Genomic DNA, 22467 nt, shown 5'->3' with positions numbered 1-22467 from the left:
CTGAGTCCGCATGCAGACCTGATTTCGTCAACAGATGGTGACCCAACGATTTGGCGGACGTTCCGCCGGGAAATCCATCAGTACCGGGGTGGCGCCGAGCCCGTGTTCCAGTCGGCGCCACCACCGAGGCTGAGTTGTTCTCGCCCGCCCGGCGGTGATCTCCCCTGGGCGGGCGGGATCAGCCGCCCGTACCCTTTACGGGGTATGCGTACCGTTTTCCTGTTCATCGTCGCGCTCGCGCTGGCGATTCCGGCCTCGGCGAAGGCCGCGACGTTGACGTTCGACGGCGGCACGTTGACCTACACCGCCGAGGGCGGACGCGCCAATTCCGTGACGATCGTGGCGGTCGGTGGGCTCGTCGGGGTGAGGGTCGGCGACGACGACCTGTTCGCGCAGCCGCCGGGCTGCACGCCCCTGGACGGACCGCCGAACACGGGCTACGCCTGCCCGGGCGTCGCGCGGGTGGTCGTGAACGCCGGTGACCTCGACGACTCGGTCACCGCGGCCGACGACGTCCCGGTCCCGCTGACGATCGACGGCGAGGCCGGCAACGACGACCTCGGCGGCGGCGCGGGCGACGACGTGCTCGCCGGGGGCGACGGGCAGGACCAGCTGGCCGGTGGGAGCGGGAACGACGTGCTCGACGGCGGCGCGGGGGACGACACGCTCGACGGCGAGGACGGCAGCGACCGCCTGCTCGGCGGCCCTGGCATCGACCGCGCCCGCTACGTCGCCCCGAGCGCCACGCCGCTCTACACGGTCACGCTCGACGGCATGACCAACGACGGCCGGCCGGGCGAGAACGACGAGGTCGCCGCGGACGTCGAGAACGTGACCGTCGCGGGTCTGCGCGCCGGCGTCCCGCCGCTGGACGTCATCGTCGTGCCGCAGGCATCAACGCTGATCGGCGACGCCGGCCCGAACGAGTTGACCGCCGACGACGGCGACGACACGCTCGTGGGCGGGGCCGGCAACGACATCCTCACCGGCCTCGGCGGCGACGACACGATCGACGCGCGCGACGGCTTCATGGACCGCGTCCACTGCGGCCCGGGGACCGACGCGGTGACCGCGGACACGCTCGACCTCGTCGACAGCGACTGCGAGTCGGTCTCGGTGGCCAACGTCGCCGCCGCCGCCGACGCCCCGCCGACGATCGCCTGGACCGCGCCGAAGGCCGGCGCGCGCATCCGCGGGAACCCGGCCACCCGCCTCACGGTCGACGCCTCCGACGACCATGGCGTCGCGCGCGTGCGCTTCCTCGACGGCAACCGGGTGCTCTGCGAGGACACGACCGCGCCGTACACGTGCGCCTACCGGCCGCGCGAGAGCGACCTGGGCCGCAACACGCTGACCGCGGTCGCGATCGACGGCGCGGGTCAGAGCGCCTCGGCCCAGCGCTCGGTCACCGTCGGGCGGTTCCGGCCGACGCTGACCCTCAAGGTCCTCCGCTCAGGGACCCGCTACACGGCCCGCGGGACGCTCAAGCGCCCGGCGGCGCTCACCGGCCGCTGCAGCGGCACGGTCACGCTCATCGCGGTCAAGGACAAGCGCCGGATCGCGACCCGCAAGGCCAGGCTGACGCGCAACTGCACCTACCGCATCGTCCTGTACCTGGGCGTGGCCGACCCGGGATTCGCCATCAGCTATCCCGGCAGCAAGCTGCTGACGTCCGTCAGGACGCCGTGAGCTCGCGCAGCAGCAGCGCTTCGGCGCGCGCGATCCCGGCGATCTCCGACAGCGAGACCGACTCGTTGGCGGCGTGGATGCGGGCGAGATCCGAGTCCTGCGCGCCCCAGAGCACGAACTGCGCGTCCGGGTAGGCCTCGCGCAGCTTGGCCACCAGCGGCACCGAGCCGCCTGAGCCCATCTTCGAGACCGCCTTGCCGAACGCCTCCGACAGGGCGCGCTCGGCGGCGGCCGGCGCGGGCAGGGAGATCGGGGTCGAGGCGGGCTCGACGTCGATCGTGATGTCGGCTCCCCACGGGACGTGGGCGCGAAGGTGCCGCTCGACGGCGTCCATCGACCGCACGGGGTCGGCGCCCGGCGGGACCCGCACCGCGATCTTGGCGCGAGCGTGCGGGATGACGATGTTGCCCGCCCCGTCGACCGACGGCGCGTCGAGGCCGAGGACGGAGATCGCGTGACGCGCCCAGACGCGGTCGCTGAGGTTGCCGGTGCCGACCAGCGACACGCCGTCGAGCACGCCCGCCTGGCGCCGGAAGTCCTCCTCCGGCCACTCCGCCCCGTCCCAATCGCCGTCCTGCAGACCCGCGACGGCGACGCTGCCGTCGTCGTCGTGCAGTGTCGCGATCAGCCGCGAGAGCGCGAGCAGCGCGTCCGGCGCGGCACCTCCGAAGTGGCCGCTGTGCAGGGCGTTCTTGAGCGTGCGCAGGGTCACCGTGAGCTTGCCGTGGCCGCGCAGCGTCTGCGAGAGGGTCGGCTCCCCCACGCGCCAGTTGCCGTTGTCGGCGATCACCATCACGTCGGCGCGCATCAGCTCGGGCCGGTCGTCGACGACCTGCAGCAGCGCCTGGCGCCCGTTCTCCTCCGAGCCCTCGACGAGCACCTTCACGTGCACGGGCGGTTTGCCGCCCAACGCACGGAGCGCGGCCAGGTGGGCGACGATGCCGGACTTGTCGTCGGCGGCGCCGCGCCCGTAGACGCGGCCGTCGAGGCGGGCGGGCGAGAACGGGTCGGTGTCCCACCCTTCGCTCGGCGCGGGCTGGACGTCGTAGTGCGCGTACAGCAGGACGGTCGGCCCGTCGCCCGGGAAATCGGCGAGGATCGACGGTGCTTCGCCGGGCACGTCGACGCGCTCGACGGTCGCGGCGCCGGCGTCCTGCAGCAGTTCCTCGACCAGCGCGGCGGCCTCGTCGAGCGGCTCGCGCGGGAACCCCGCGAACGCGATCGAGGGGATCGCCACCAGGCGTTCGAGGTCGGACTGCAGGCGTTGGAGATCGACGTCCATCGCGGGCACTGTACGAAGGCACGTCACAATCGAAGGGTGACCGACGTCCTGGAAGGCGCTCATATCGCAGGGTGCCGGATCGAGTCGGTCGCGGGCCGCGGCGGCATGGGCATCGTCTATCGCGCCACCCAGCTCTCGCTCGGGCGGCCGGTCGCACTGAAGCTGATCGCGCCTGAGCACGCGGCCGACGCGGGGTTCCGCGAGCGCTTCCAGCGCGAGTCGCGGATGGCGGCCGCGATCGATCACCCGAACGTGATCCCCGTCTACGAGGCGGGCGAGGAGGACGGGCGCCTCTACATCACGATGCGCTGGGTCGAGGGGACCGACCTGCACCGGCTGCTGCGCAGCGAGGGGCGGATCGATCCGCTGCGCGCGGCGAAGATCGTCGACCAGGTCGCGGGCGCGCTCGACGCGGCGCACGAGGCGGGATTGATCCACCGCGACGTCAAGCCCGCCAACGTGCTCCTGAGCGGCGACCACGCCTACCTCGCCGACTTCGGCCTCACCCGCTTCGCCGGCGCCGACACGATGACGACCGGCGGGCACTTCCTCGGCACCGTCGACTACATGGCGCCCGAGCAGTTCCACCCCGGGCCCAACGACGCCCGGGCGGACGTCTACGCGCTCGGATGCGTGCTGTTCGCCGCGCTGACCGGCGCGCCCCCGTTCCTGCGCGAGACCGTCCCGGCGACGATGCTCGCCCACCTGCACGACAAGCCGCCTCGGGCGTCGCTGACCGAGGGCGTCTCCCCCGGTTTCGACCGCGTGCTCGCGCGGGCGCTGGCCAAGTCGCCCGAGGATCGCTACCCGTCGGCGGGCGACTTCGGGCGCGCCGCCCTCGCGGCCGCCGAGGGCCGCTCGGTGACCGCGGAGGAGCGCTCGGTGGCGCGCGGGGCCGCCGCGCCGACGATCCGCCGCGACGGGCGCCTGTGGTCCGGCCCGCACGAGCCGCTGCCGGACCCGGTCGACGAGGACGCCAGGCCGACGCAGGCCGAGGAGGCGCCCGTGCGCACCTACCGCGCGCGCCGAACGCGCCGGCGCGCGCTGGCGTGGGCGTCGGGCGTGGGCGCGATCGCGGCGGGCGTCGTCGCGCTCGGGGTCGTCCCCGGCGGCGCGGACACCCCGGAGCCGGGCGCCCCGGTGTCCTCCGGCGACGTCGAGCGGATGGCGAAGTCGTTCGCCTCGGCCTACGGCGACGAGGACGCGCCGCGGATCTCGCGTCTGCTGACCTCCGACGCCCAGCGCACCTCGCCCACCGACAGCCAGGTCGGCCGGCGCACCGTCGTCGCCGCCTATGAGAGCCAGTTCAACGACAACGCGATCACGGGGATGGAGCTCGACGGCCTCTCCGGCGAGGGCGGGGCGTCAGGCCGCGCGACCGCCAAGTACAAGATCTCCTACAAGGGCGCGAAGCCGACGACCGGCCAGATGACGTGGATCGTCATCCGCGACAAGGGCCGGCCGCGGATCTCGCTGATCGCGTTCAGGCCGGATTAGCTGCAGGCTCGCGCGGTGTGCACGGTCACCTTGGTGCCCTTCGCGACCGCGGTACCAGCCGACGGGTCGGTCGTGCAGACCTGCGGCGCGCCCAGCAGGCGGTCGAGCCAGTTTCCGTCGTCCTGCACGACCGCGACGAGGCCGATGTCCTTGAGGGCCGCGGTCGCGTCCTCAGGTGTCTGGCCGAGGACGTCCGGGACGTCGACGGTCATGTCGCGGGTGAAGCGGACGGCGTCGGTCGCCGAGCGGCGGCCCGGCGAGGAGGCGGTGATGTCGATGACGTTGCCGCCCGGCTCGAGGTCGACGTCGGCGGTGAACTGACCGGCGGTGACCTGCGCCTCGACGCCCATCACCTGCACCGCGGAGTCGGCGGGCGACACGGTGCCGCTGACCGCGATGTGCGTGTCCCGGGTCTTGCCGCCGCTGTCCGGCGCGTCGAGCTTGAGCTTGACGCGCGGCTCGGCCGTGGGGCGGGGGGCCTCACCGCAGGCGCTGACGAGCAGGCCGGCGGCGAGCAGGAGGATCAGGGGGCGACGCACTCCCTCACAGGCTAACCATCGCCTTCGCGGTGGTGGTCAGTGTCTTGGCGCCAGGCGGGGTGAGCGAGACGGTGACCGTGAGGCTCAGATGACGTCTGGCGCGCAGCGCCTTCCGGGTCTTCGCGTTCAGGACGACGGTGAAGGAGGTCCGGCCGCTGGCCGCCGACTTCTTCACCCACGTCCCCGCCCTGGCCTTGCCTGAGCGGACGGCGACCTCGACACGCGAGCCCGCCTGCACCACCCTGAGGCTCCCCCGCACCCGCGTGCCCTTCTGCCGGCTCGCGAGCCTGAGCGCGAGCGAGGTCTGCTTGGGCGCGGGTGGCGTGGTGCCGACCGGGGTCGGGGTGGCGGCGGGCGTGGTCGGGTCCGTGGTCGGCGCGGGTGTGGGCGTGGCCGTGGCGGTGGGCGTCGGGGTCGGCGTCGGCACCGCGACCACGACCTTGCCGGTCATCTGGGGATGCACGTCGCAGACGAACGGGTACGTCCCGGCCTGCGCGAACGTGCACGTCGCCGACCAGCCCTTCGGCCGCGGACCGGGCGGCAGGCCGGTGCAGTCCGGGACGCGGTCGGTGAAGTCGAGGTTGTGGGTCGTCATGCCCGACGGATAGCCGAACGTGACGGTCTGCCCCGGGGCGATCGTCAGCGTCGTCGCGTCCGTGTCGTTCGCCCGCCAGGCGTAGTCGACGGCGGTGAACGTCCCGTCCGGGTAGCCGTCGCCCCAGGCCGGCGCTGCCGCGCAGACCAGCGCCGCCGCGGCGAGCAGCGCCTTGCATCCGAGCCCCACAGTCATCGCCCTCCGTGAGCTGAGCCTTACACCCGCCCGGGGATACGCCGCGCTTGCGCATTCGGTTCGGACGAAGTTGACATGTGACCTTTTGGTCACCTATTCTGGTTGGCGATGAGCGACGACGACCGGGTCTTCAAGGCGCTCGCCGACCCCACCCGCCGCTTCCTGCTCGACCGCCTGTTCGCCCGCGACGGCCGCACGCTGACCGAGCTCGAGTCCGAGCTCGAGATGACCCGCTTCGGCGTGATGAAGCACCTGCGGGTGCTCGAGGAGGCGAACCTCGTCGTCGCGCGCCGGTCGGGCCGGGAGAAGCTGCACTACCTGAACCCGGTGCCGATCCGCCTGATCCACGACCGCTGGATCGACAAATACACCGAGCGCCGGGTGTCGGCGCTCGCCGACCTCAAAGCCCAGCTGGAGTCTGCATGACCACTTCCACCGCGACGACCCAGGTCTACCGCGTCTACATCCGCACCACCCCGGAGGCGGTCTGGGACGCGATCACCAAGCCCGAATGGACGCAGCGCTACGGCTACGCCGCGATCAGCGACTACGACCTGCGCGCGGGCGGCCGCGCCCACGCCAAGCCCGGCCCCGCGATGGCCGCCTTCCCGGGCGTGCCCGAGCTGATCATCGACGGCGAGTTCCTGGAGGTCGACCCGCCGCGCAAGCTCGTCCAGACCTGGCGGATGCTGATGGACGAGACGATGAAGGAGGAGGGCTTCACGCGGCTCACCCACGAGATCGAGGCGCTCGACGGGGGCGTGACCAAGCTCACCGTCATCCACGAGCTCGAAGGCGCGCCGGCCCTCGCCGCGATGGTGGGCGGCGAGCACGAGGCCGAGGGCGCCGGCGGCGGCTGGGCGTGGGTGCTGTCGGACCTCAAGAGCGTGCTCGAGTCCGGTGCGCCTATGGCTTCACGCTGATCGCGCAGCGGAAGACGTTCTCGAAGCGGTAGGAGCCGTCCGCGCGCCGGAACGGCTCCGCCGCGGCGACCATCATCGCCAGCGCCTCCGCCTCGGGAATGTCCAGGCCGCGCGCCTCGAAGCCGAGCGCGAGCTCGAGCCGCTCCAGATCCGGGACCTCGAACGGCACCGCGACCGCGTCGTGCTCGCGCAGCGTCAGCCCGGCGGCGGCGACCGTCTCGAGCAGCCGGTGGCAGAGTCGCTCGGGCGGTGGCTCCCTACGCACCACGCCCTCGACGAGCTCGAGCTCGCACTCCTCGCGCGGTCCCCAGACGGTGATCGCGATCGCCCCGCCCGGCCGGGTCACGCGCACCCACTCGCGCAGCGCGGCCACCGGGTCGTCGGCGAACTGCAGCGAGTTGAAGCCCGTGACGGCGTCGAAGGTCGCGCCAGGCCACGGCAGCCGGTCGAGCGGGCCGACGCACAGGTCCGCGCCGGGCGCTGTCCGGCTCGCGATCTCGATCATCGCCGGCGCGCCGTCGAGACCGCTGACGGCCGCGCCGCGCGAGGCGGCGAGCGCGCAGAAGCGTCCCGCCCCGCAGCCGACGTCGAGCACGCGCATCCCTTCGCACAGCCCGAGCGCGTCCGCGACCTTGCGCTGCGCGGGGGCGCCGAAGGCGGACCAGTGCTCGGCGAACACCGCCGCTTCGTCGTTCCAGAGGTTCATGAACCGTAGGACCGATTGTGAGCGCGTCGCTCATCGGTAACCCCGTCACAGTCGCGTCCGGCAGCCGTTGGACTGAGTGTTATGCGACGCATCCTCTCCCTCCCCCTCCTGATCGGCGCCCTGGCCCTCCCCGCCTCCGCCAGCGCCGACGTCCCGCTCCACAGCGCGATCTCCATGCGCCTCGTGGACACCCACCACGCGACGATCGAGTTCGCCTCGCCGGTGCTCCCGCGCAAGGCCGACGGCACGATCGACGCCCGCTACGTGCTCGCCCCGGGCAAGCGCGCGTCGGCGATCAAGAAGGTCGGCATGCACGGCAACGACACCCGCTACCGGGCGACGATCACGTCCAAGAGCGACTGGCGGGTGAACGTCCGCTACACGGTCCGCCTGAAGATCGCCGGTCAGAAGGACATCGTTCAGAAGATCAAGCTGATCGACGCGCGTTGATAGCCTCGGTCGGGATGGGCGGCAGGGGCTTGTGGATCTTCGGCGCGCTGATTCTCGCCCTGCTCCTCCCGGCCGCGGCGCGCGCCGACACGCCGGTCACGAGCCTGCGACCGTGGGCGGCGGACAACACGTACCTGGCCGAAGCGGACCTCGACGGGCGCGCGCAGCCGCAGTCCGAGCCGCGGGCGGTCGTCAATCACGTCCGCAAGGGCCAGTGGGTGAAGATCGAGTGCCAGACCGTTGGCGAGGAGGTCTACGGGTCCGCGCTGTGGGACAAGGTCAACGGGCTCTACGTCCCCGACCACTACCTCAAGACGTACACGACGGGCTTCCTCGACGGCGCCCCGCGCTGCGACGCCGCTCCGCCCCCGCCGCCTGACGCCGACGGCGACGGCTTCCCGGCCGCGCAGGACTGCAACGACCTCGACCCGGCGATCCACCCGGGCGCGATCGAGATCCCCGGCAACGCGGTCGACGAGAACTGCGACGGCATCCGCGACGCGCTGCCGCCGATCGTGGCCAACGTGTCGACGAACTTCCACGTCAGCGGCACGCGGGTGCGGATCGATCGCCTGCTGATCACGAGCGGCAGCCCCGGCCTTTCGGTCGAGCTCCGCTGCTCAGGCCCGCGCTGCCCGGTCAAGCGCAAGGCCGTCACGGCGCCGTCCGGTGGGCGCCTGAACGTCCTGCGCGCGATCAAGCGCTACCGCGGGCGGTTCCGGGCGGGCCAGACGATCGAGGTGCGCGTGACCGCGCCGGACAAGATCGGCAAGGTCATCCGCTATCCGCTCAAGCGGGGTCGCACCCCGATCGCGCGCACGCTCTGCCTCGCGCCGGGCGCGACGAAGCCGACGCGCTGCAGTTAGCCGCGGCGGACGGTTCGGCCGTGGCGGTCCGCTGAGTACTGGCGGCCGTCGTCGAGCACGAGCTGCCAGCGGGCGCCGTCGAGCAGCAGGTACGCGACGTTCGCCTGTTTGACCGTGCGCACGATCCGCGCGGGAGCGCGGGCGTCCACCCGGACCCAGCGGCGGGCCGGCTTCTCCGGCGCGGGCAGGTCGGTCACCCAGCCGCGTGAGGTGATGCGGACGAGTCGCACGTGACCGTCGATGACGACGCGCGCGTCGATCCGGTCGGCGGACACCCGCAGCGCTTCGACCCGCCCCGGCGGCAGGCCGTGCAGCGCCGCCTCGAGCGCCACGGCGCGCAGGAGCGAGCCGCCTTCGACCGGCACCGTGCGGGCGGAGGCGCCTCCGCGGATCATCCCGAGCAGGTCGCCGCCGATGCCGGCGGCGTAGAGCGCGATCGCGGCCGCGATCGCGGCGAGCAGGACGCGCGACATCACCCGCGGGCTCTGGCCGGCCCGGGGTGAGCGGCGCGCGGGGCGCGCCCGGTCCGGCTCGCGTTGCGGCGGGCGGAACTCCTGGGTCGGCGCGATCGCCGCGGCCGCGGGCGCTTCAGCTGTGAGCGGGAACGCCGGCGCGTCCTCGATCGTGGCCACGAAGTCCGGCGTCTCCATCGCAGCCCAGCGTCGAGCGCGCGCGTTGCTCCGTCAACCCCCGACGGACAAGGGTCGTAGCGCCTAGAAGAACCGCGAGCGCGCGCGGGAGAGGAAGAACCCGTGCTTGCGCTTGTTCTTGCACGTCAGGCCCTTCTTCGCCGACGTGCACTTGAGCCCGCTGTGCGCCCACGATTTGCCGTAGGCCAGCACCTTGGCCTTGGACTCCATCACGAACGGGCCGGGGTCGCCCTTGCACGGCACCCTCGTCGGGCGGCTGGTGACGCCGAGATCGACGAAGGTGTTGTTGGCCGGATCGCCGCCGAGGTCCGAGCAGTCGGCCGGCTTGGCGGCGGGCTTGATCCCGCTCTTGATCCCGCACTCGACGTAGGGCTTCTGGTCGGAGTAGCCGTACGCGTAGGCGCAGACGACGTTGTGCGACGGGGTCTTGAAATACCCCATCGTGCCCGCGTTCGCGGTCGCCACCGGCAGCGCGAAGAACACGGCGGCGGCGGCGAGGAGGTGCCGGTGGGTCATCCTGCGCGCAGCATATGCGACGCGCGACCTGGACCTCCACCCGCGCCGGCGCACACCAGAACGACGCGAGCCCGCGTGGTTGCGGGCTCGAGGAGGTGGGCGATACTGGATTCGAACCAGTGACCTCACGCATGTCAAGCGTGCGCTCTAACCAACTGAGCTAATCGCCCCGGCGGGGCGTGAAGAGTAGCAACCGGTCGGACGCGGCTAAGATCTTCGCCCCACCCCGGCGCCGTGGCGGAGTGGCTACGCAGCGGCCTGCAAAGCCGTGTACACCGGTTCGATTCCGGTCGGCGCCTTTCGATCAGTGGTGGTCGAGCACCTTGCGCTTCGCCAGCTCGAACTCCTCTGGGGTAAGCGCGCCCTCGTCCTGCAAGGTCTTCAGGCCCCGGAGCTGCTCGACGAGGTCCGGCTTCGGGGCGGGCGGCGCAGACCGGGCCGCGTAGCGCCTCACCGGGTACATCGCGCCGCGGAACATCATCGGCGCGATCGCGAAGGGTCTCATGATCACGCGCATACGGTCCCGCGGCTCGGGACGTCGCGCGTCATCCGAAACGGATGACGACGCTTCCTACGGGACCGCCGTGGCGGCGTCGGCGAGGGCCGCCAGGAGGGCGGCCGTCGCGGGTGGGTCCGGCGGCTCGCCGTAGGTGGCGGCGAAGATGTGCCGCTCCCAGCCGGGCAGCTCGGTCGCGACGACGCCGTCGATGTGGTGCGCGCGCAGGGACAGGCCGGTCTGGGTGGTCACGCCGAGGCCGGCGACGACCAGCGCCTGCATCACGACCATGTCGTCGGAGGAGAAGCCGATCCGGGGGTCGAACCCCGCGTCGGCGCAGATCGACAGGAGGTGGCTGCGGCAGCGGTCGCAGCCCGCGATCCAGGTCGCGTCGCGCAGGGAGCCGAGCTCCGGGTCCTCGGGGCGGGTCGACAGGACGTAGACCGGATCGTCGAGCAGGTGGTGGAGACGAACCCCGTTCAGCTCGGGCTCGGTCTCGTCGTAGCGGAAGATGATCGCGACCTCGATCTTGCCGGTCCGCAGGAGCTCGATCGCTTCGGGCGGGTGGGTGTCGATCAGGCTGATCTCCAGGCCCGGGTGCTTGGCCGCCAGCGTCGCCACCGCCGCCGGCACGAGCGACCCGATCGCGGAGGCGAACGCCGCGAGCCGCACGCGGCCGGCGGTCAGCCCCACGTGGGCGGAGAGCTCCGCGTGGGCGGAATCGATGCGCCCGATGATCTCGACCGCCCGCTCGGCGAGCAGCTGCCCGGCCGGGGTGAGCCGGATCCCCCGGCCGACGCGCTGCAGCAGCTGCGCGCCGGTCTCGGCCTCGAGCCGGCTCAAATGATGCGTCACCGCCGGCTGGGAGTAGTGCAGCTCCTTCGCGGCCTCGGTCACGGACCCGTGCCGCGAGACCGCCTCGATCACCCGCAGCCGGTTGACATCGAGCATTCATCAAAGCTACCGATGAGTCCGCGAGGAAGTTGCTATTGGACGAATTCGGCGGTGCGGCGCAGGCTGCATGCATGTCACGCGTCTACGTGCACTTCTTCTCGGTCTCACTCGATGGCTTCGGCACCGGTGAGGGCCAGACCAAGGAGCTCCACTTCGGGCATGCCGGGGAGCGCCTGCACAGGTGGATGTTCGCCACGCGGACCTGGAAGGCCGGCGGGAGCGGCGGCATCGACGACGTCTTCATGCAGCGGCACGACCACGGGATCGGCGCCGAGATCATGGGCGCCGGCAAGTTCGGCCACCCCGGATGGGAGGACGACCCGGACTGGAAGGGCGCGTGGGGCCCCAACCCGCCGTTCCACACGCCGGTCTTCGTGCTCACCCACCACACGCGCCCGTCGATCGAGATGGAGGGCGGCACGACGTTCCACTTCCTCGACGCCTCGCCCGCCGAAGCGCTCGCCACCGCGAAGGAGGCCGCCGGCGGCAAGGACATCCGCATCGGCGGCGGCCCCACGGTGATCCGCGACTTCCTCGCCGCCCGGCTCATCGACCACGCCCACTTCGCGATCGTCCCGGTCCTGCTGGGCCGCGGCGTGCGGCTCTGGGACGGGCTGGAAGGGCTCGAGCAGGACTACGCCGTCGAGGCCGTCTCCTCCCCCAGCGGCGTCACGCACGTGACGTTCGCCCGCATCGGCATGTGACGCTACGCTCGGCTCCAGTGACGTCGGAGGAACTCGCCAACCTTGCGCATCTGCGCCGCGCGCGGGACCTGATCGACCGCGAGTACATGCGGCCGCTCGACGTGGCGGCACTCGCGCGGGCGGCGCTGATGTCGTCCGCGCACTTCTCGCGTCAGTTCCGCGCGACGTACGGAGAGACGCCCTACAGCTACTTGATGACGCGGCGGATCGAGCGGGCGAAGCTCCTGCTGCGAAACGGCGATCTGTCGGTCACCGAGGTGTGCCTGGAGGTCGGCTGTACGTCGCTCGGATCGTTCAGCGCTCGCTTTACGGAGCTCGTGGGCGAGACGCCGACGGCCTATCGCAACCGCGACCACAGCGCGCTCGCGGGGGTGTCCGGGTGCGTCGCCAAGAACGCGACGCGCCCGAGCCGCAATCCGAGCAGGAACGGAGAAGCGCCTGTGGCCGTGGCGTCTTAGCCTTGGCGCCATGGACCTCACGCTTTCCCAGTGCTTCGTCATCGTCCACGATCCGGACGAGGCGCTGAGCTTCTACCGCGACACCCTCGGCCTCGAGGTGCGCAACGACGTGGCCAACGAGGGTTTCCGCTGGATCACGGTCGGCTCGCCTTCGCAGCCGAACATCGCGGTCGTGCTCACCAACTACCTGAACGGCAGTCCGGCCGACCTGGACCTGGTCGCCGGCCTGGTCGCCAAGGGCGCGCTCCCGGGCGTGCACTTCCAGACCGGGGACCTCGACGCGTCCTTCGCGAAGGTGCGCGACGCGGGCGCGGAGATCGTGCAGGAGCCGACCGAGCAGTTCTGGGGAACGAAGGACTTCGCGGTGCGCGACCCCTCCGGCAACATGGTGCGCGTGGACCAGCCGCCTAGCGCGCTCGCGTGAGCCGGGAGAGCGCCCGCCCCGCGACCGGCATGCTCGGCGGGCGCCAGACGTGGCGGTCCTCGAAGGGCCACGCGTAGATCGGGTTGCCGTCGCGCACGAGTTCGAGCAGGCGCGGCTCCCCCAGCTCGCCCGCGGACCACTCATAGAGCTGCTGGACCCGCGGCACGATCACCGCGTAGTCGAGCAGGCGGCCGAGCCGCTGCTCGGCGGCGATGTAGCGCTCGACATCCAGCGCGAGCGGGTAGCGGTCCGGCAGCACGCGGCGCAGCGACAGGAAGACGCCGGCCATCCCGAGCCGAGGGTCGCCCAACACGTGGCCCAACGGCGCGAACGGACCGAGCGCCAACCGCGGCGCCGCGGCGAGCGCGTGCGCGTACAGCACCCGCAGCAGCGCGACGTTCATGAAGAAGCGCTCGGCCATGGCCTCTGTCTCGGCCAGGTCGCGGTGCTCCAGATACCCGGCGACGACGCTCGCGTTGTGGGCCCGGTACCAATGGCGCCCGGTCGGCCAGATGGCGAAGTCCAGCCACAACCGCACGGCGTCCGAAGACGCCTCCCCGTCCTGACCGCCGAGGAGCGCGACGGTCTCGCAGCCGTCGCGCAGCAGCCGCTCGTTCACCGACCGCCACCAGACGCTTCCGGGCGGGGACGCGTCGAGCGGCGCGAGCACGCCGCGGCGCGCCTGCCAGCGCATGAACGACAGCGCCGCGCGCCGGAACGGGAGGTGCCGCGGCGCCCGCCCCGTCGGGCCGCGGAACACCCGCGACATCAGCGCCAGCCGCGCCGCCGGATCGTCGCGCACGGCCGCGACCTGCGCGGCCGCCGAGGCCGCCGCGTCGGCACTGGACCTGAGCGCTCGCTCCGACTTAGGGTCGCCTCTCGTCCCGGCATGATGCCGCACCTGGAGATGACGGTCGAGACGTCGGGATGTCCCACGACCGGCGCCGGATGTTCGGCGCGGCCGCCGGGGGCGCGATGCTCGCTCCCGGGAGCGCGAGGGCGCCGCCGGCCCAGATCGATGGATCGTGGCCGCGCTGCGCGCGCTCGGGGCGCCCGGCGGTCGGGCCCGTTCGGCGACCCGATCCTCTATCTGAACGCCGCGCCGGGCTGGAAGCCGAACCTCGGCGCGACGCCAGGTGCGTTCGCGATGACCGACCCGCTCGACTACGCGGGGGTCGGCGCCGTGCGCTGAACCGTCGTGGTGCACTTGCGCTGCGTGACCTTGCGGACACGGCCGTGCTTGCGCACCTTCTTGCAAGTGACGATCCGGATCTCGCCGGGCGCGCCGTTCGCGCCTGGCGCGGCGGCCGCGCCGCTGCGCGCGTCCTTTGACACAGTTGGGCGCCGTGCTCGCGTACGAGACCCACGGAACGGGCGAGCCGCTGGCGCTCGTCCACGGCCTCGCGACGACGCGGGTGATCTGGCGGCGGGTGCTCCCGTACCTCGACGGCCGCGTGATCACGTTGGATCTGCCCGGCTTCGGGGAGTCGCCGCCGGCGGGCGACGGGTTCATGCTCGAGGAGGTCGCGGACGTCATCGCCGCCGCGCTGGCGGAGCCGTTGGACCTGGTCGGGCACTCGCTGGGCGGCGCGGTCGCGATCGTGCTCGCCGAACGCCACCCGGACCTGGTCCGCCGGCTCGTGCTCGTCGCCCCGGCGGGCCTGCGGTCGATCCCCGCGCCCGCCGCGTGGGTCGCCGCGGTCGCCGCCGCGGGCGCGATCCCGCTGCGCCGGCGCGCGGCGCCGCTGGCGGACACGCCGTGGGGCCGGCGGCTGCTGCTGGCGACGGGGACGAAGGACCCGGTCTCGCTCCCGCCCGCCGAGGTGCGGGCGATGCTCAAGGCCTCAGCGGGAGCGACCCGCACCCGGGAGGCGCTGGAGAGCGTCGCGCGTGCGCAGCTGACCGAGCGGCTCGGCGCGCTGGCGATGCCGGTGGGCGCGATCTGGGGCGCGCACGACCGGATCGTCCCGATGCCGCCGCTCGACCTGCCCGTGCAGGTGATCGAGGGCGCGGGTCACATCCCGATGATGGAGCGGCCCGAGGCGTTCGCCCGGGCACTGGTCACCACCCTGAAACACCGCGCCGTCTGAGCCGCACTACCGATTCCGGTCATGAACGGCCTGCACGTGCGACTTGCCGACCGCCGCTCGCTGGCCGTCGGCGACGTGGGCCCGCGCGACGGGGTCCCGGTGATGTACCTGCACGGCGCGATCGGCGCGCCGCTGGAGTGCCGCGGTGACCTCGCGCTGGCGCTCGGGACGCTCGGCGTCCGGCTGCTGCTCCCACAGCGGCCGGGCTTCGGCGGGTCCGACCGCCAGCCGGGGCGCACGCTGCTGGACTTCGCGGAGGACCTCGAGCAGGTCGCCGATCGCCTCGGCCTCGAGCGCTTCGCGGTCGTCGGCGTCTCGGCGGGCGGGCCGTACGCGCTGGCCACCGGGCACCGTCTCGGCGAACGCGTCCGGGTCGCCGCGGTGTCCTCGCTCTCCCCCTTGTGCGCGCCCGTCGAGGTCCCCGGCCTGCCCCGGCGCGTGCGGCTGCCGCTCCGGGCGATCGCGGCGGCTCCGCGGCTCGCCGCCAAGCTCGGGGACGGCGGCGTGGCGCTCGTCGCCCGCCACCCACGGCTCCTGGAGCGGGCGATGCTCGTGGGTGCGCCGCCGATCGACCGCCGCCGCGTCACCGAGTCCGCCACCCGCCGCGACACGCACAGCGCGTTCCTCGCCGCGACCGCGAGCGGGATCGGCGGGTTGATCGACGATCACCTCGTCACGTCACGCCCCTGGGGGTTCGCGCTCGATCAGGTGCGGAGCGAGGTGCACGTCTGGCACGGGCTGGCTGACGCCTTCGTGCCGTCCGATCACGCGCTGCACCTGGTCGCGAGCCTGCCGCGGTGTCGCGCGTGGTTCGACCCCGGCGAGGGGCACTTCTTCTTCCGGCGGCGGGTGCGCGAGATCCTGGGGGAGCTCAGCGCTTCGGGCAGGCGAACAGCTTCGTGTCGCCCGGCAGCTGGCACTTGTCGGTGCGCTTCGGACCCTTGCCCTTGCGGATCGTGATCGTGGTGATCTTGCTGATGTAGTTCGGCTTGGTCACCGTGATCGTCAGCTTGGTCCCGGCACGCAGCTCGCGCTCGAACTGCTGGATGTGGAAGAGCGAGGTGGCCTGCGCGACCTCGCGCAGCGGGCAGCCCTTGCCCTCGCAGGTGAGCGTGATCCGCACGCCGCGCGGGGCGCGGACGGTGAGCCGGGTGACGTTGGCGCCGCCCTTGGTCAGGCTGCCGCTGATCCGCACCGTCGGGTAGGGCTTGATCATCTTCGGCTTGACCTTCTTCTTCGCCGCCTTCTGAGCGCTCTGCGTGGTCGCGGCGTCCGGCTGGGCGACGGGCTCGGCGATCGGGTCGCCGGACGGCGGGTTGCCCGCGGGCGGCGTGTCGGCCGAGTTGAAGTCCGGGGTGGGCGTCGGCGTGGCGGTCGCGGTCGGCGTCGGCGAGATCACCGGCGTCGTCGTCTTGACCGGCGTGGCCGTCGGGGTCGGCGTCCTGGTCGGCGTCGGCGTGGGCGTCGGCGTCCTGGTCGGCGTCGGCGTGGGCGTCGGCGTCTTGGTCGGTGTCGGCGTCGGCGTGGGCGTCTTGGTCGGCGTCGGGGTGGGCGTCGGCGTCTTGGTCGGCGTCGGGGTGGGCGTGGGCGTCGGCGCCGCCGCGATTGTCGCTGTCGCGTTGGAGATCGCGTAATCCCAGTCCGAGCCGTAGTACGCGTAGAGCATCACGCGAATCCACTTGCCCTTGTCGGACGTCGTCAACGTGTACTGCGTGGTCGTCGCGTTGTCGATCCACGCGCAGTTGGTCGTCGTGGCGGTGTCGCAGCGCAGCCACTGGCGCCCGACCGTGGTGCCGGCCGGGCCGGTGTAGCTGCCGTTGGAGACCGTCAGCTTCTGACCGACCACGGCGGAGCCGGAGATCGACCCCGCCGACGTCACGTCGACGCCGGCAGCGTGGGCGGGCGCGGCGAGGCCGAGCGTCAACAGCAAGCCGTATAGAGCGATGTGGAACCTGCGTCCGTACAACTCGCCGCCTCCGTGCGGGTCCGTCCTGGTTGCGACATCTTTGACTTGAATCGGTCTGGACGCAACTCGACCGATCGTCCAGGTAGGTCTAGGTGTTCAGCCCGAGCAGCGTCGCCGCCACGTACAGCACTGTGAACGTGGCGGCGAACACGACGAAGCGGGCGAAGAGGCGGCGCGACGTCATCTAGAAGATCTCCCCGAGCTGGACGATCACGTACCAGCCGGCGAAGAAGCCGTAGAACAGCACCGCGAACCCCAGTGCGCCGAGGCGCACGCCGCGGACGCGGATCGCCGGCGGCAGACCCTTGCGGTTGAGCCGGATCAACAGGATCGAGTACACGAACATCACGATGCCGTTCAGGCAGGCGCTCAGCACCAGCAGCACGAGCGGCTGGTCGAAGCCCGCCGCGAGGACGGCGATGCCCAGGAGGCACATCCCCCACACGACGCACGCGTAGAGCTTCGACTCGCTCCAGCGCTGGTTGTCGCGCAGGTGCAGTGTCTTGAGAACGTCAGCAGACAGACGTGCGACGTAGTCGACGACGCCCAGCGCGACCAGCATCAGCGAGATCGATCCGAAGATCCAGAAGAACGTGCCGAACCAGGGCCCGACGACGTCCTTGAGGACCTCGCCCTCGCCCTTGATGAAGTCGAAGTCGGCCTCGTCGGAGATGTTCTTGCCGAACACCGTCGAGTAGGCGAGCACCGAGAACACCGTGATCGAGGCCAGGCAGATCGCCCAGAACGAGACGAGCTGCTCCTTGTTGGCCACGCTGAACCACTTGCGGAAGCGCGCGATGTTCTCCTCGTCCTGGCGCATCATCACGCCCGTCGACGGCTCAGGCTCGGGCTCGCCCGTCATCGTGGACTCGATCCGCGGCGCGTAGGAGCCCATGCCGAAGCCCTTCTCGCGGATCCAGTTGGACTGCACGAGGTTGTTCGCGCCGCCCGCGCCCGCGAAGACGAGGCCGGCGAGCAGGGTCGCGACCGCGACGTCGCCGGTCGGGAGCGTGCCCAGGTTGCCGACGTTGTCGCCCAGGGCCTTCCAGTCCGACGGCTCGATGGCGGCGACGATCGCGATGATCAGGAAGACGATCGTCAGCCCGACCTTGAAGAACTCCGCGCCCTCGAGCGCCTTGTAGACGACGGGCGACGTCGTCAACGCCACCCCGATCGACAGGAGCACGATCATCGCGATCACGTTCGCCGACCCGCCTACGAGGTAGGTCAGGATCGTCGCTCCCGCCGTGCCCCAGCCGGGCCAGATGTTGGGGACGATCGCGAAGACGCAGAAGAGGATCCCCCACGGCTTCCACGAGCGCGCGAACCCGGCGATCGCGGTCTCCCCCGTCGCGAGCGTGTAGCGCTCGATCTCCATGTTGAGGAAGTACTGGATCGTCACGCCGACGACGGCCAGGTAGAGGAACCCGACGCCGGCGTTGGAGCTGATGTACGGCCAGAGGATGTACTCGCCGGAGCCGACGCCGACCCCCGCGAGGATCACGCTCGGCCCGAGGACCTTCCGGAGCGGCAGCGGCTCCGGCATGTCCTTGTACTCCATCGGCGGCAGATGGTCGCTGCGCGCCTCCGGGGCGTACTGCGGCTCAACCTGGTCAGGGCGTTCGAACCTCCGCCCCGTGGTCGTACCTCGAGTGCTGACCTCGTGTGCCAACGTCCTCACCTCCCCCGCGGCGCCTCCCTTTAGGCCGCCGCGGCCTCTGTAGCGGACGTCACTAAGTGTTGCCAGGGTCTGGCGCGCGCAAACGCGCCAGACCAAATCCACGTCAGCCGACGATCAGCTTGCCGGTCATCCCGGCCTTGGCGTGCGAGCCGACGCTGCAGTAGAAGGTGTAGGTGCCCTTCTTGAGCTTGGCGCTGAAGGTCGACGTACCGCCCTTGTTGACGGTCTTGCCGGACCCCTTGCCCTTGATGCCGATGTTGTGCGGCAGGCTCGACGGGTTGGACATGCTGAGCGTGACCTTGCCCGCCTTGGCGCGGATCGTCGACTTGTTGAACTTCAACTTCGACTTGTCCGCGGACAGCTTGTAGGTCGCGTTCGGCGCCGCGGACCCAGCGGTGGTCATGACGCCCCCGAGACCCACAGCCAACACGACGGCCCCCGCGGCGAGCTTGCTCTTACGCATGCTTCCCTCCATTCAGTTTCCCAACGCGGAGGTCTACGCAGGTCCCCCGTCCCGGGTTCAGAGTACGCGTCTGAGACCATGCACGAGTGGAACTGACGATCGCACTCACGCTCTGGGTGTCGTTCGGCGCGTTTCTGTTCTTCCCGACCGTTCATGCGCCGCCGCTGTTCCCCCGCACCGCGATCGCGCTGTGCGCCGCCGAGCTGATCGCCTGCCTGCTCTGGACCGCCGGACGCACCTGCATCGTCCCCGGCTGCCCGGCGATGTCGGCGGCCGCGCACACGGCGGCGCGGGTCGATATCCCCGCCTTGACCGGGCTGATGTTCGTCGGCGCGCTGGTCTACGGGCTGCGGGTCGCTCGTAGCTGGTAGTCATCCGGTCATGGACATCCTCGTCACCGGCGCTCGCGGCAAGGTCGGCGCGGCGACCGTGCACGACCTCCTCGAGGCCGGCCACCGCGTCACGGGCTGTGATCTGATCGCGCCCGTCTACGAGGGCGGCCACCGCGGCGCCCACTACTTCCAGGCCGATCTCACCGACCCGGGCGACGCCTTCGCGGCCGTTCGCGGCGCCGACGTCGTCATCCACTGCGCCGCGCTCCCCGAGCCGACCCGCAACGCGCCGCACAAGGTCTTCTCCAACAACCTGATGTCGACGTTCAACCTGGTCGAGGCCTGCGTGCGCGTGGGCGTGGACCGGTTGGTCAACGTGTCGTCGGAGACCGTGGCGGGGATGGCGTTCGCCGAGCGGCCGTTCTGGGCGTCGTCGGCGCCGATCGACGAGTCGCTCCCCTCCCGCCCCCAGGATCCCTACGCGCTGGCCAAGGTGTTCGGAGAGCAGCTGATGGACGCCGCCGTCGCGCGCTCGGATCTGCGGGCGTTGACGATCCGGCCCACGTGGGTGCAGTGGGAGGGCAACTACGAGCGGTCCTTGCACGGCTGGCTCACCGACCCGCTCGGCAGCGGGCCGAGCGCGAGCTTCTGGAGCTACGTCGACGCCTACGACCTCGCCCACGCGCTGCGGCTCGCCGCGGAGAGCTCGTTGGACGGGCATGAGGCGATGTACATCGCCGCGGCCGACAACGGCGCGGGGCGGCCGTTGCAGGAGCTGATCTCGCACCACTTCGGCGCCGAGGTGTCGGTGGGCGCGCTCCCCCGCGAGGACGCCGGCGGGATCTCGACCGCGAAGGCCGAGCGGCTCCTCGGCTGGCGCGCCACGCGCTCGTGGCGCGACTACCTGGCGCCGTCCGGCGAACTGCTGACGGAGGCGCGCGAGCGGCTCGCCGCCGGCCGAACCGGGGTCCAGCTCGGGCGAGCCGCGCTGTCCTAAGCCACGCTGGGCTCTTCGGTCGCCGCCACGCGCGGGGCCGGGACGCCCGCCGCGTTGTAGGCGTCATCCATGTCGAGCGTCTCCTCCTCGAGGAGGCGCTCGGTCAAGGAGTCCAGCTTGTCGCGGTTCTCGGTGAGCAGGCGCGTGACGACCTGGTACTGCTCGTCGACGATCCGCCGCACCTCGGAGTCGATCAGCTGCTGCGTCGTCTCCGACACCTCCGACGCGCCGGGCAGCAGCGGGCCGTTCGCCTCGGAGGGGATCACCGCGATCGGCCCGATCGCCTGGCTCATCCCCCACCGCCCGACCATCTGGCGGGCGATGCCGGTGAGCTGCTGGATGTCGGACTCCGCGCCCGCGCTGATCGAGCCGTAGACGACCTCCTCGGCGATCCGGCCGCCGAGCGCGACCCGGATCCTGCCCAGCAGGTAGTCCACGTCGTAGTTCGTCCGCTCGTTGTCCGGGCTGGAGATCGTCACGCCCAGCGACATCGTGCGCGGGATGATCGACACCTTGCGCACCGGGTCCGCCCCCGGGGTCATCATGCCGACGATCGCGTGCCCCGACTCGTGGTATGCGGTGCGCCGCTTCTCCTCGTCGGAGAGGATGATCCCGCGCGGCGCGCCGAGGATGATCTTCTCGAGGCTGTCGGTGAAGTCCAGGCGCGACACCTTGTTGTGCCCGCGCCGGGCCGCCAGCAGCGCCGCCTCATTGGCCAGGTTGGCGATGTCCGCGCCGACCATGCCCGGGGAGATCGCGGCGATGTCGTCGAGGTCGACGTCGCTGTCCAGCGGCAGGCTGCGCGTATGGACCTCGAGGATCTTCCGGCGCCCGTCCTTGTCGGGCGGCGGGACCGTCACGCGGCGGTCGAAGCGGCCGGGGCGCAGCAGCGCCTGGTCGAGGATCTCCGCCCGGTTGGTCGCGCCGAGGACGATCACCGTGTCCCCCGTCTCGAAGCCGTCCATCTCCGTGAGGATCTGGTTCAGCGTCTGCTCGCGCTCGTCGTTGCCGCCGCCGAACGTGTTGCCGGCGCTGCGCGCGCGACCGATCGCGTCGAGCTCGTCGATGAAGATGATCGCGGGGGCCGCTTCCTTGGCCTGCTTGAAGAGGTCACGCACGCGGGAGGCGCCGATGCCGACGATCGCCTCGACGAACTCCGAGGCCGACACGGAGAAGAACGGCACCTCGGCCTCGCCCGCGACCGCGCGTGCGAGCAGCGTCTTGCCGGTGCCGGGGCGCCCCGCGAGCAGGACACCCCTCGGGATCCGCCCGCCCAGCTTCTGGTACTTCTCGGGGTTCTTGAGGAAGTCGACGACCTCGGTGAGCTCGCCCTTGGCCTCGTCGATGCCCGCGACGTCCTTGAACGTGACGCGCTGATCGCCGCCTTCCACACGGCGCGCGCGTGAGCGCCCGAAGTTGCCGATCGCGCCCATCTGCCCGCCCGCCGCTCTTCTCGACAGCCACACGAAGAGCACCACGAGGAGGATCACCGGGCCGAACCCGAGGATCAGGTTCGTGAAGAACCCGCGACCGTCATTGATCGGCGTCGCCGACGTCGTGACCTTGTGCTCCGTGAGCAGCTTGTTCAGGTCGGCGTTGTTGTAGATCACGAACGACGGCAGCTCGGTCTCGAAATTCTTGACCGGGTCGGCCTTGTCGTTCGGGAACTTGACCTCGTTCTTGAACTCGCCCTCGACGCTCGCGCCCTGCGTCTTGATCTTCGTGACGTTGTTGTTCGTGACCTGCTGCACGAACCCGGCCGGCCCGGTCGGCGCGTCATACGGGATCGTCACGCTGCGCGCCTTGCCCGGCGCGAACAACGCGACGCTCAGATAGTTGATCGCCAGCAGCGACAGCACGACGATCCAGAACGTCCGCCCACCGGGCAGACGCGGCATCCGGCCGGTCGGAGCGGGCGCGCCAGGCCGCCTTGCAGGAGGCTTCCCAGGCTCCTGCCCACGGGGCAGCGGAGTCCTCGGTCGCCGTTCGGTGGG

Annotated in this window: 27 protein-coding genes and 2 tRNA genes; 14 read left to right on the top strand and 15 right to left on the bottom strand. The window is 71.6% G+C overall.

Annotated features, from left to right (window positions below):
• Nucleotides 1-204: 204 nt before the first annotated feature.
• The gene (locus tag G569_RS60260) at nt 205-1689 is read left to right on the top strand and encodes an Ig-like domain-containing protein (protein ID WP_028067879.1); all 1485 of its coding nucleotides are present in this window, start codon (nt 205-207) and stop codon (nt 1687-1689) included.
• On the opposite strand, the gene G569_RS0142235 is transcribed toward G569_RS60260, so the two are convergent.
• Nucleotides 1676-2971 carry a M20/M25/M40 family metallo-hydrolase gene (locus tag G569_RS0142235; RefSeq protein ID WP_037503054.1) on the bottom strand — a complete coding sequence of 432 codons (1296 nt, stop codon included), beginning with the start codon at nt 2969-2971 and terminating at the stop codon, nt 1676-1678. The genes G569_RS60260 and G569_RS0142235 overlap by 14 nt on opposite strands.
• Nucleotides 2972-3007: 36 nt before the next feature.
• Here G569_RS0142235 and G569_RS60255 point away from each other — a divergent pair, with 36 nt between their 5' ends.
• A complete protein-coding gene (locus tag G569_RS60255) occupies nt 3008-4468 on the top strand; it encodes a serine/threonine-protein kinase (protein WP_157592686.1) in 1461 nt (486 codons plus the stop codon).
• Here G569_RS60255 and G569_RS0142225 read toward each other — a convergent pair.
• Together G569_RS0142225 and G569_RS65055 are read right to left on the bottom strand one after the other, a co-directional pair.
• Nucleotides 4465-5007, bottom strand: coding sequence for a PASTA domain-containing protein (locus tag G569_RS0142225; RefSeq protein ID WP_028067877.1), 543 nt, complete (start codon nt 5005-5007; stop codon nt 4465-4467). The two genes, G569_RS60255 and G569_RS0142225, sit on opposite strands and share 4 nt — an antisense overlap.
• Before the next feature lie 4 nt (nt 5008-5011).
• Complete coding sequence (locus G569_RS65055) at nt 5012-5791, bottom strand: cupredoxin domain-containing protein (RefSeq protein WP_028067876.1); 780 nt, start codon at nt 5789-5791, stop codon at nt 5012-5014.
• 114 nt (nt 5792-5905) lie between these two features.
• Between G569_RS65055 and G569_RS0142215 the strand changes: the two genes are divergently transcribed.
• Both G569_RS0142215 and G569_RS0142210 read left to right on the top strand, forming a co-directional pair.
• Nucleotides 5906-6223 (top strand): ArsR/SmtB family transcription factor, encoded by a 318-nt coding sequence (locus G569_RS0142215; protein ID WP_028067875.1) that lies wholly within the window; start codon nt 5906-5908, stop codon nt 6221-6223.
• Nucleotides 6220-6720: an SRPBCC domain-containing protein gene (locus G569_RS0142210; RefSeq protein ID WP_028067874.1), complete on the top strand. Its 501-nt coding sequence runs from the start codon at nt 6220-6222 to the stop codon at nt 6718-6720. Before G569_RS0142215 ends, G569_RS0142210 begins: the two co-directional genes overlap by 4 nt.
• Here G569_RS0142210 and G569_RS60245 read toward each other — a convergent pair.
• Nucleotides 6704-7426 carry a class I SAM-dependent methyltransferase gene (locus G569_RS60245; protein WP_053227808.1) on the bottom strand — a complete coding sequence of 241 codons (723 nt, stop codon included), beginning with the start codon at nt 7424-7426 and terminating at the stop codon, nt 6704-6706. The two genes, G569_RS0142210 and G569_RS60245, sit on opposite strands and share 17 nt — an antisense overlap.
• 81 nt (nt 7427-7507) lie before the next feature.
• Between G569_RS60245 and G569_RS0142200 the strand changes: the two genes are divergently transcribed.
• Together G569_RS0142200 and G569_RS66240 are read left to right on the top strand one after the other, a co-directional pair.
• A complete protein-coding gene (locus G569_RS0142200) occupies nt 7508-7876 on the top strand; it encodes a hypothetical protein (protein ID WP_028067873.1) in 369 nt (122 codons plus the stop codon).
• A 14-nt stretch (nt 7877-7890) separates the two neighbouring features.
• The gene (locus G569_RS66240; RefSeq protein ID WP_028067872.1) at nt 7891-8742 is read left to right on the top strand and encodes a putative metal-binding motif-containing protein; all 852 of its coding nucleotides are present in this window, start codon (nt 7891-7893) and stop codon (nt 8740-8742) included.
• On the opposite strand, the gene G569_RS0142190 is transcribed toward G569_RS66240, so the two are convergent.
• From G569_RS0142190 to G569_RS0142180, 3 genes are all read right to left on the bottom strand, one after another.
• A complete protein-coding gene (locus tag G569_RS0142190) occupies nt 8739-9392 on the bottom strand; it encodes a hypothetical protein (RefSeq protein WP_028067871.1) in 654 nt (217 codons plus the stop codon). The two genes, G569_RS66240 and G569_RS0142190, sit on opposite strands and share 4 nt — an antisense overlap.
• 63 nt (nt 9393-9455) lie before the next feature.
• Nucleotides 9456-9908 carry a DUF6636 domain-containing protein gene (locus G569_RS60240; RefSeq protein ID WP_028067870.1) on the bottom strand — a complete coding sequence of 151 codons (453 nt, stop codon included), beginning with the start codon at nt 9906-9908 and terminating at the stop codon, nt 9456-9458.
• A gap of 96 nt (nt 9909-10004) precedes the next feature.
• Nucleotides 10005-10078: transfer RNA gene (locus tag G569_RS0142180), tRNA-Val, on the bottom strand.
• A gap of 58 nt (nt 10079-10136) precedes the next feature.
• Here G569_RS0142180 and G569_RS0142175 point away from each other — a divergent pair.
• Nucleotides 10137-10207, top strand: a tRNA-Cys gene (locus G569_RS0142175).
• Between the two features lie 5 nt (nt 10208-10212).
• On the opposite strand, the gene G569_RS0142170 is transcribed toward G569_RS0142175, so the two are convergent.
• Together G569_RS0142170 and G569_RS0142165 are read right to left on the bottom strand one after the other, a co-directional pair.
• Nucleotides 10213-10413, bottom strand: a complete 201-nt coding sequence (locus tag G569_RS0142170) for an SHOCT domain-containing protein (RefSeq protein ID WP_157592685.1) — start codon at nt 10411-10413, stop codon at nt 10213-10215.
• A 66-nt stretch (nt 10414-10479) separates the two neighbouring features.
• Nucleotides 10480-11355 (bottom strand): LysR family transcriptional regulator, encoded by an 876-nt coding sequence (locus G569_RS0142165; protein ID WP_028067868.1) that lies wholly within the window; start codon nt 11353-11355, stop codon nt 10480-10482.
• 74 nt (nt 11356-11429) lie between these two features.
• Between G569_RS0142165 and G569_RS0142160 the strand changes: the two genes are divergently transcribed.
• Genes G569_RS0142160 through G569_RS0142150 form a run of 3 tightly spaced genes read left to right on the top strand, consistent with a single transcriptional unit; the run spans nt 11430 to nt 12944 of the window.
• Nucleotides 11430-12062 carry a dihydrofolate reductase family protein gene (locus tag G569_RS0142160; protein WP_028067867.1) on the top strand — a complete coding sequence of 211 codons (633 nt, stop codon included), beginning with the start codon at nt 11430-11432 and terminating at the stop codon, nt 12060-12062.
• Between the two features lie 17 nt (nt 12063-12079).
• Nucleotides 12080-12520 carry a helix-turn-helix transcriptional regulator gene (locus G569_RS0142155; protein WP_028067866.1) on the top strand — a complete coding sequence of 147 codons (441 nt, stop codon included), beginning with the start codon at nt 12080-12082 and terminating at the stop codon, nt 12518-12520.
• Nucleotides 12521-12530: 10 nt separating this feature from the next.
• Complete coding sequence (locus tag G569_RS0142150; RefSeq protein WP_028067865.1) at nt 12531-12944, top strand: VOC family protein; 414 nt, start codon at nt 12531-12533, stop codon at nt 12942-12944.
• On the opposite strand, the gene G569_RS56275 is transcribed toward G569_RS0142150, so the two are convergent.
• Both G569_RS56275 and G569_RS63525 read right to left on the bottom strand, forming a co-directional pair.
• The gene (locus G569_RS56275) at nt 12928-13746 is read right to left on the bottom strand and encodes a hypothetical protein (protein ID WP_037503050.1); all 819 of its coding nucleotides are present in this window, start codon (nt 13744-13746) and stop codon (nt 12928-12930) included. The two genes, G569_RS0142150 and G569_RS56275, sit on opposite strands and share 17 nt — an antisense overlap.
• A 362-nt stretch (nt 13747-14108) precedes the next feature.
• The gene (locus G569_RS63525; RefSeq protein WP_157592683.1) at nt 14109-14279 is read right to left on the bottom strand and encodes a hypothetical protein; all 171 of its coding nucleotides are present in this window, start codon (nt 14277-14279) and stop codon (nt 14109-14111) included.
• Between the two features lie 11 nt (nt 14280-14290).
• Here G569_RS63525 and G569_RS60235 point away from each other — a divergent pair, with 11 nt between their 5' ends.
• Nucleotides 14291-15034 carry an alpha/beta fold hydrolase gene (locus G569_RS60235; protein ID WP_211233238.1) on the top strand — a complete coding sequence of 248 codons (744 nt, stop codon included), beginning with the start codon at nt 14291-14293 and terminating at the stop codon, nt 15032-15034.
• A gap of 21 nt (nt 15035-15055) precedes the next feature.
• On the top strand, nt 15056-15994 hold the full coding sequence (locus G569_RS56265) for an alpha/beta fold hydrolase (RefSeq protein WP_053227807.1): 939 nt from the start codon (nt 15056-15058) through the stop codon (nt 15992-15994).
• Here G569_RS56265 and G569_RS65050 read toward each other — a convergent pair.
• The 3 genes from G569_RS65050 to G569_RS0142105 all read right to left on the bottom strand — a co-directional run bounded on the left by G569_RS65050 (nt 15906) and on the right by G569_RS0142105 (nt 19144).
• Nucleotides 15906-16958, bottom strand: coding sequence for a hypothetical protein (locus tag G569_RS65050; protein WP_211233237.1), 1053 nt, complete (start codon nt 16956-16958; stop codon nt 15906-15908). The two genes, G569_RS56265 and G569_RS65050, sit on opposite strands and share 89 nt — an antisense overlap.
• Before the next feature lie 226 nt (nt 16959-17184).
• Nucleotides 17185-18561: an Nramp family divalent metal transporter gene (locus G569_RS56260; RefSeq protein WP_053227806.1), complete on the bottom strand. Its 1377-nt coding sequence runs from the start codon at nt 18559-18561 to the stop codon at nt 17185-17187.
• A 223-nt stretch (nt 18562-18784) separates the two neighbouring features.
• Nucleotides 18785-19144, bottom strand: coding sequence for a plastocyanin/azurin family copper-binding protein (locus tag G569_RS0142105; RefSeq protein ID WP_169542373.1), 360 nt, complete (start codon nt 19142-19144; stop codon nt 18785-18787).
• A gap of 86 nt (nt 19145-19230) precedes the next feature.
• Here G569_RS0142105 and G569_RS0142100 point away from each other — a divergent pair, with 86 nt between their 5' ends.
• Together G569_RS0142100 and G569_RS56255 are read left to right on the top strand one after the other, a co-directional pair.
• Nucleotides 19231-19515: a hypothetical protein gene (locus G569_RS0142100; RefSeq protein WP_028067861.1), complete on the top strand. Its 285-nt coding sequence runs from the start codon at nt 19231-19233 to the stop codon at nt 19513-19515.
• A gap of 10 nt (nt 19516-19525) precedes the next feature.
• Nucleotides 19526-20473, top strand: coding sequence for an NAD-dependent epimerase/dehydratase family protein (locus G569_RS56255; RefSeq protein ID WP_064750581.1), 948 nt, complete (start codon nt 19526-19528; stop codon nt 20471-20473).
• On the opposite strand, the gene ftsH is transcribed toward G569_RS56255, so the two are convergent.
• Nucleotides 20470-22371 (bottom strand): ATP-dependent zinc metalloprotease FtsH, encoded by a 1902-nt coding sequence (gene ftsH, locus G569_RS56250; RefSeq protein ID WP_245602754.1) that lies wholly within the window; start codon nt 22369-22371, stop codon nt 20470-20472. The genes G569_RS56255 and ftsH overlap by 4 nt on opposite strands.
• Nucleotides 22372-22467 lie beyond the last annotated feature (96 nt).

The organism is Solirubrobacter soli DSM 22325, from assembly GCF_000423665.1.
GTDB classification, from domain to species: domain Bacteria; phylum Actinomycetota; class Thermoleophilia; order Solirubrobacterales; family Solirubrobacteraceae; genus Solirubrobacter; species Solirubrobacter soli.
The sequence above is the reverse complement of the archived record's forward strand: the minus strand, read 5'-3'. Positions and strand labels throughout refer to the sequence as shown.

Coding starts and splice junctions, on each gene's coding strand:
- G569_RS0142190 (WP_028067871.1), bottom strand. CDS start 9,392: ATGGAGACGCCGGACTTCGTGGCCACGATCGAGGACGCGCCGGCGTTC.
- G569_RS56265 (WP_053227807.1), top strand. CDS start 15,056: ATGAACGGCCTGCACGTGCGACTTGCCGACCGCCGCTCGCTGGCCGTC.
- G569_RS60245 (WP_053227808.1), bottom strand. CDS start 7,426: ATGAACCTCTGGAACGACGAAGCGGCGGTGTTCGCCGAGCACTGGTCC.
- ftsH (WP_245602754.1), bottom strand. CDS start 22,371: ATGCCGCGTCTGCCCGGTGGGCGGACGTTCTGGATCGTCGTGCTGTCG.
- G569_RS60260 (WP_028067879.1), top strand. CDS start 205: ATGCGTACCGTTTTCCTGTTCATCGTCGCGCTCGCGCTGGCGATTCCG.
- G569_RS0142215 (WP_028067875.1), top strand. CDS start 5,906: ATGAGCGACGACGACCGGGTCTTCAAGGCGCTCGCCGACCCCACCCGC.
- G569_RS0142200 (WP_028067873.1), top strand. CDS start 7,508: ATGCGACGCATCCTCTCCCTCCCCCTCCTGATCGGCGCCCTGGCCCTC.
- G569_RS0142235 (WP_037503054.1), bottom strand. CDS start 2,971: ATGGACGTCGATCTCCAACGCCTGCAGTCCGACCTCGAACGCCTGGTG.
- G569_RS60240 (WP_028067870.1), bottom strand. CDS start 9,908: ATGACCCACCGGCACCTCCTCGCCGCCGCCGCCGTGTTCTTCGCGCTG.
- G569_RS0142160 (WP_028067867.1), top strand. CDS start 11,430: ATGTCACGCGTCTACGTGCACTTCTTCTCGGTCTCACTCGATGGCTTC.
- G569_RS0142210 (WP_028067874.1), top strand. CDS start 6,220: ATGACCACTTCCACCGCGACGACCCAGGTCTACCGCGTCTACATCCGC.
- G569_RS0142105 (WP_169542373.1), bottom strand. CDS start 19,144: ATGCGTAAGAGCAAGCTCGCCGCGGGGGCCGTCGTGTTGGCTGTGGGT.
- G569_RS0142170 (WP_157592685.1), bottom strand. CDS start 10,413: ATGAGACCCTTCGCGATCGCGCCGATGATGTTCCGCGGCGCGATGTAC.
- G569_RS66240 (WP_028067872.1), top strand. CDS start 7,891: ATGGGCGGCAGGGGCTTGTGGATCTTCGGCGCGCTGATTCTCGCCCTG.
- G569_RS56260 (WP_053227806.1), bottom strand. CDS start 18,561: ATGGAGTACAAGGACATGCCGGAGCCGCTGCCGCTCCGGAAGGTCCTC.
- G569_RS0142150 (WP_028067865.1), top strand. CDS start 12,531: ATGGACCTCACGCTTTCCCAGTGCTTCGTCATCGTCCACGATCCGGAC.
- G569_RS56255 (WP_064750581.1), top strand. CDS start 19,526: ATGGACATCCTCGTCACCGGCGCTCGCGGCAAGGTCGGCGCGGCGACC.
- G569_RS0142165 (WP_028067868.1), bottom strand. CDS start 11,355: ATGCTCGATGTCAACCGGCTGCGGGTGATCGAGGCGGTCTCGCGGCAC.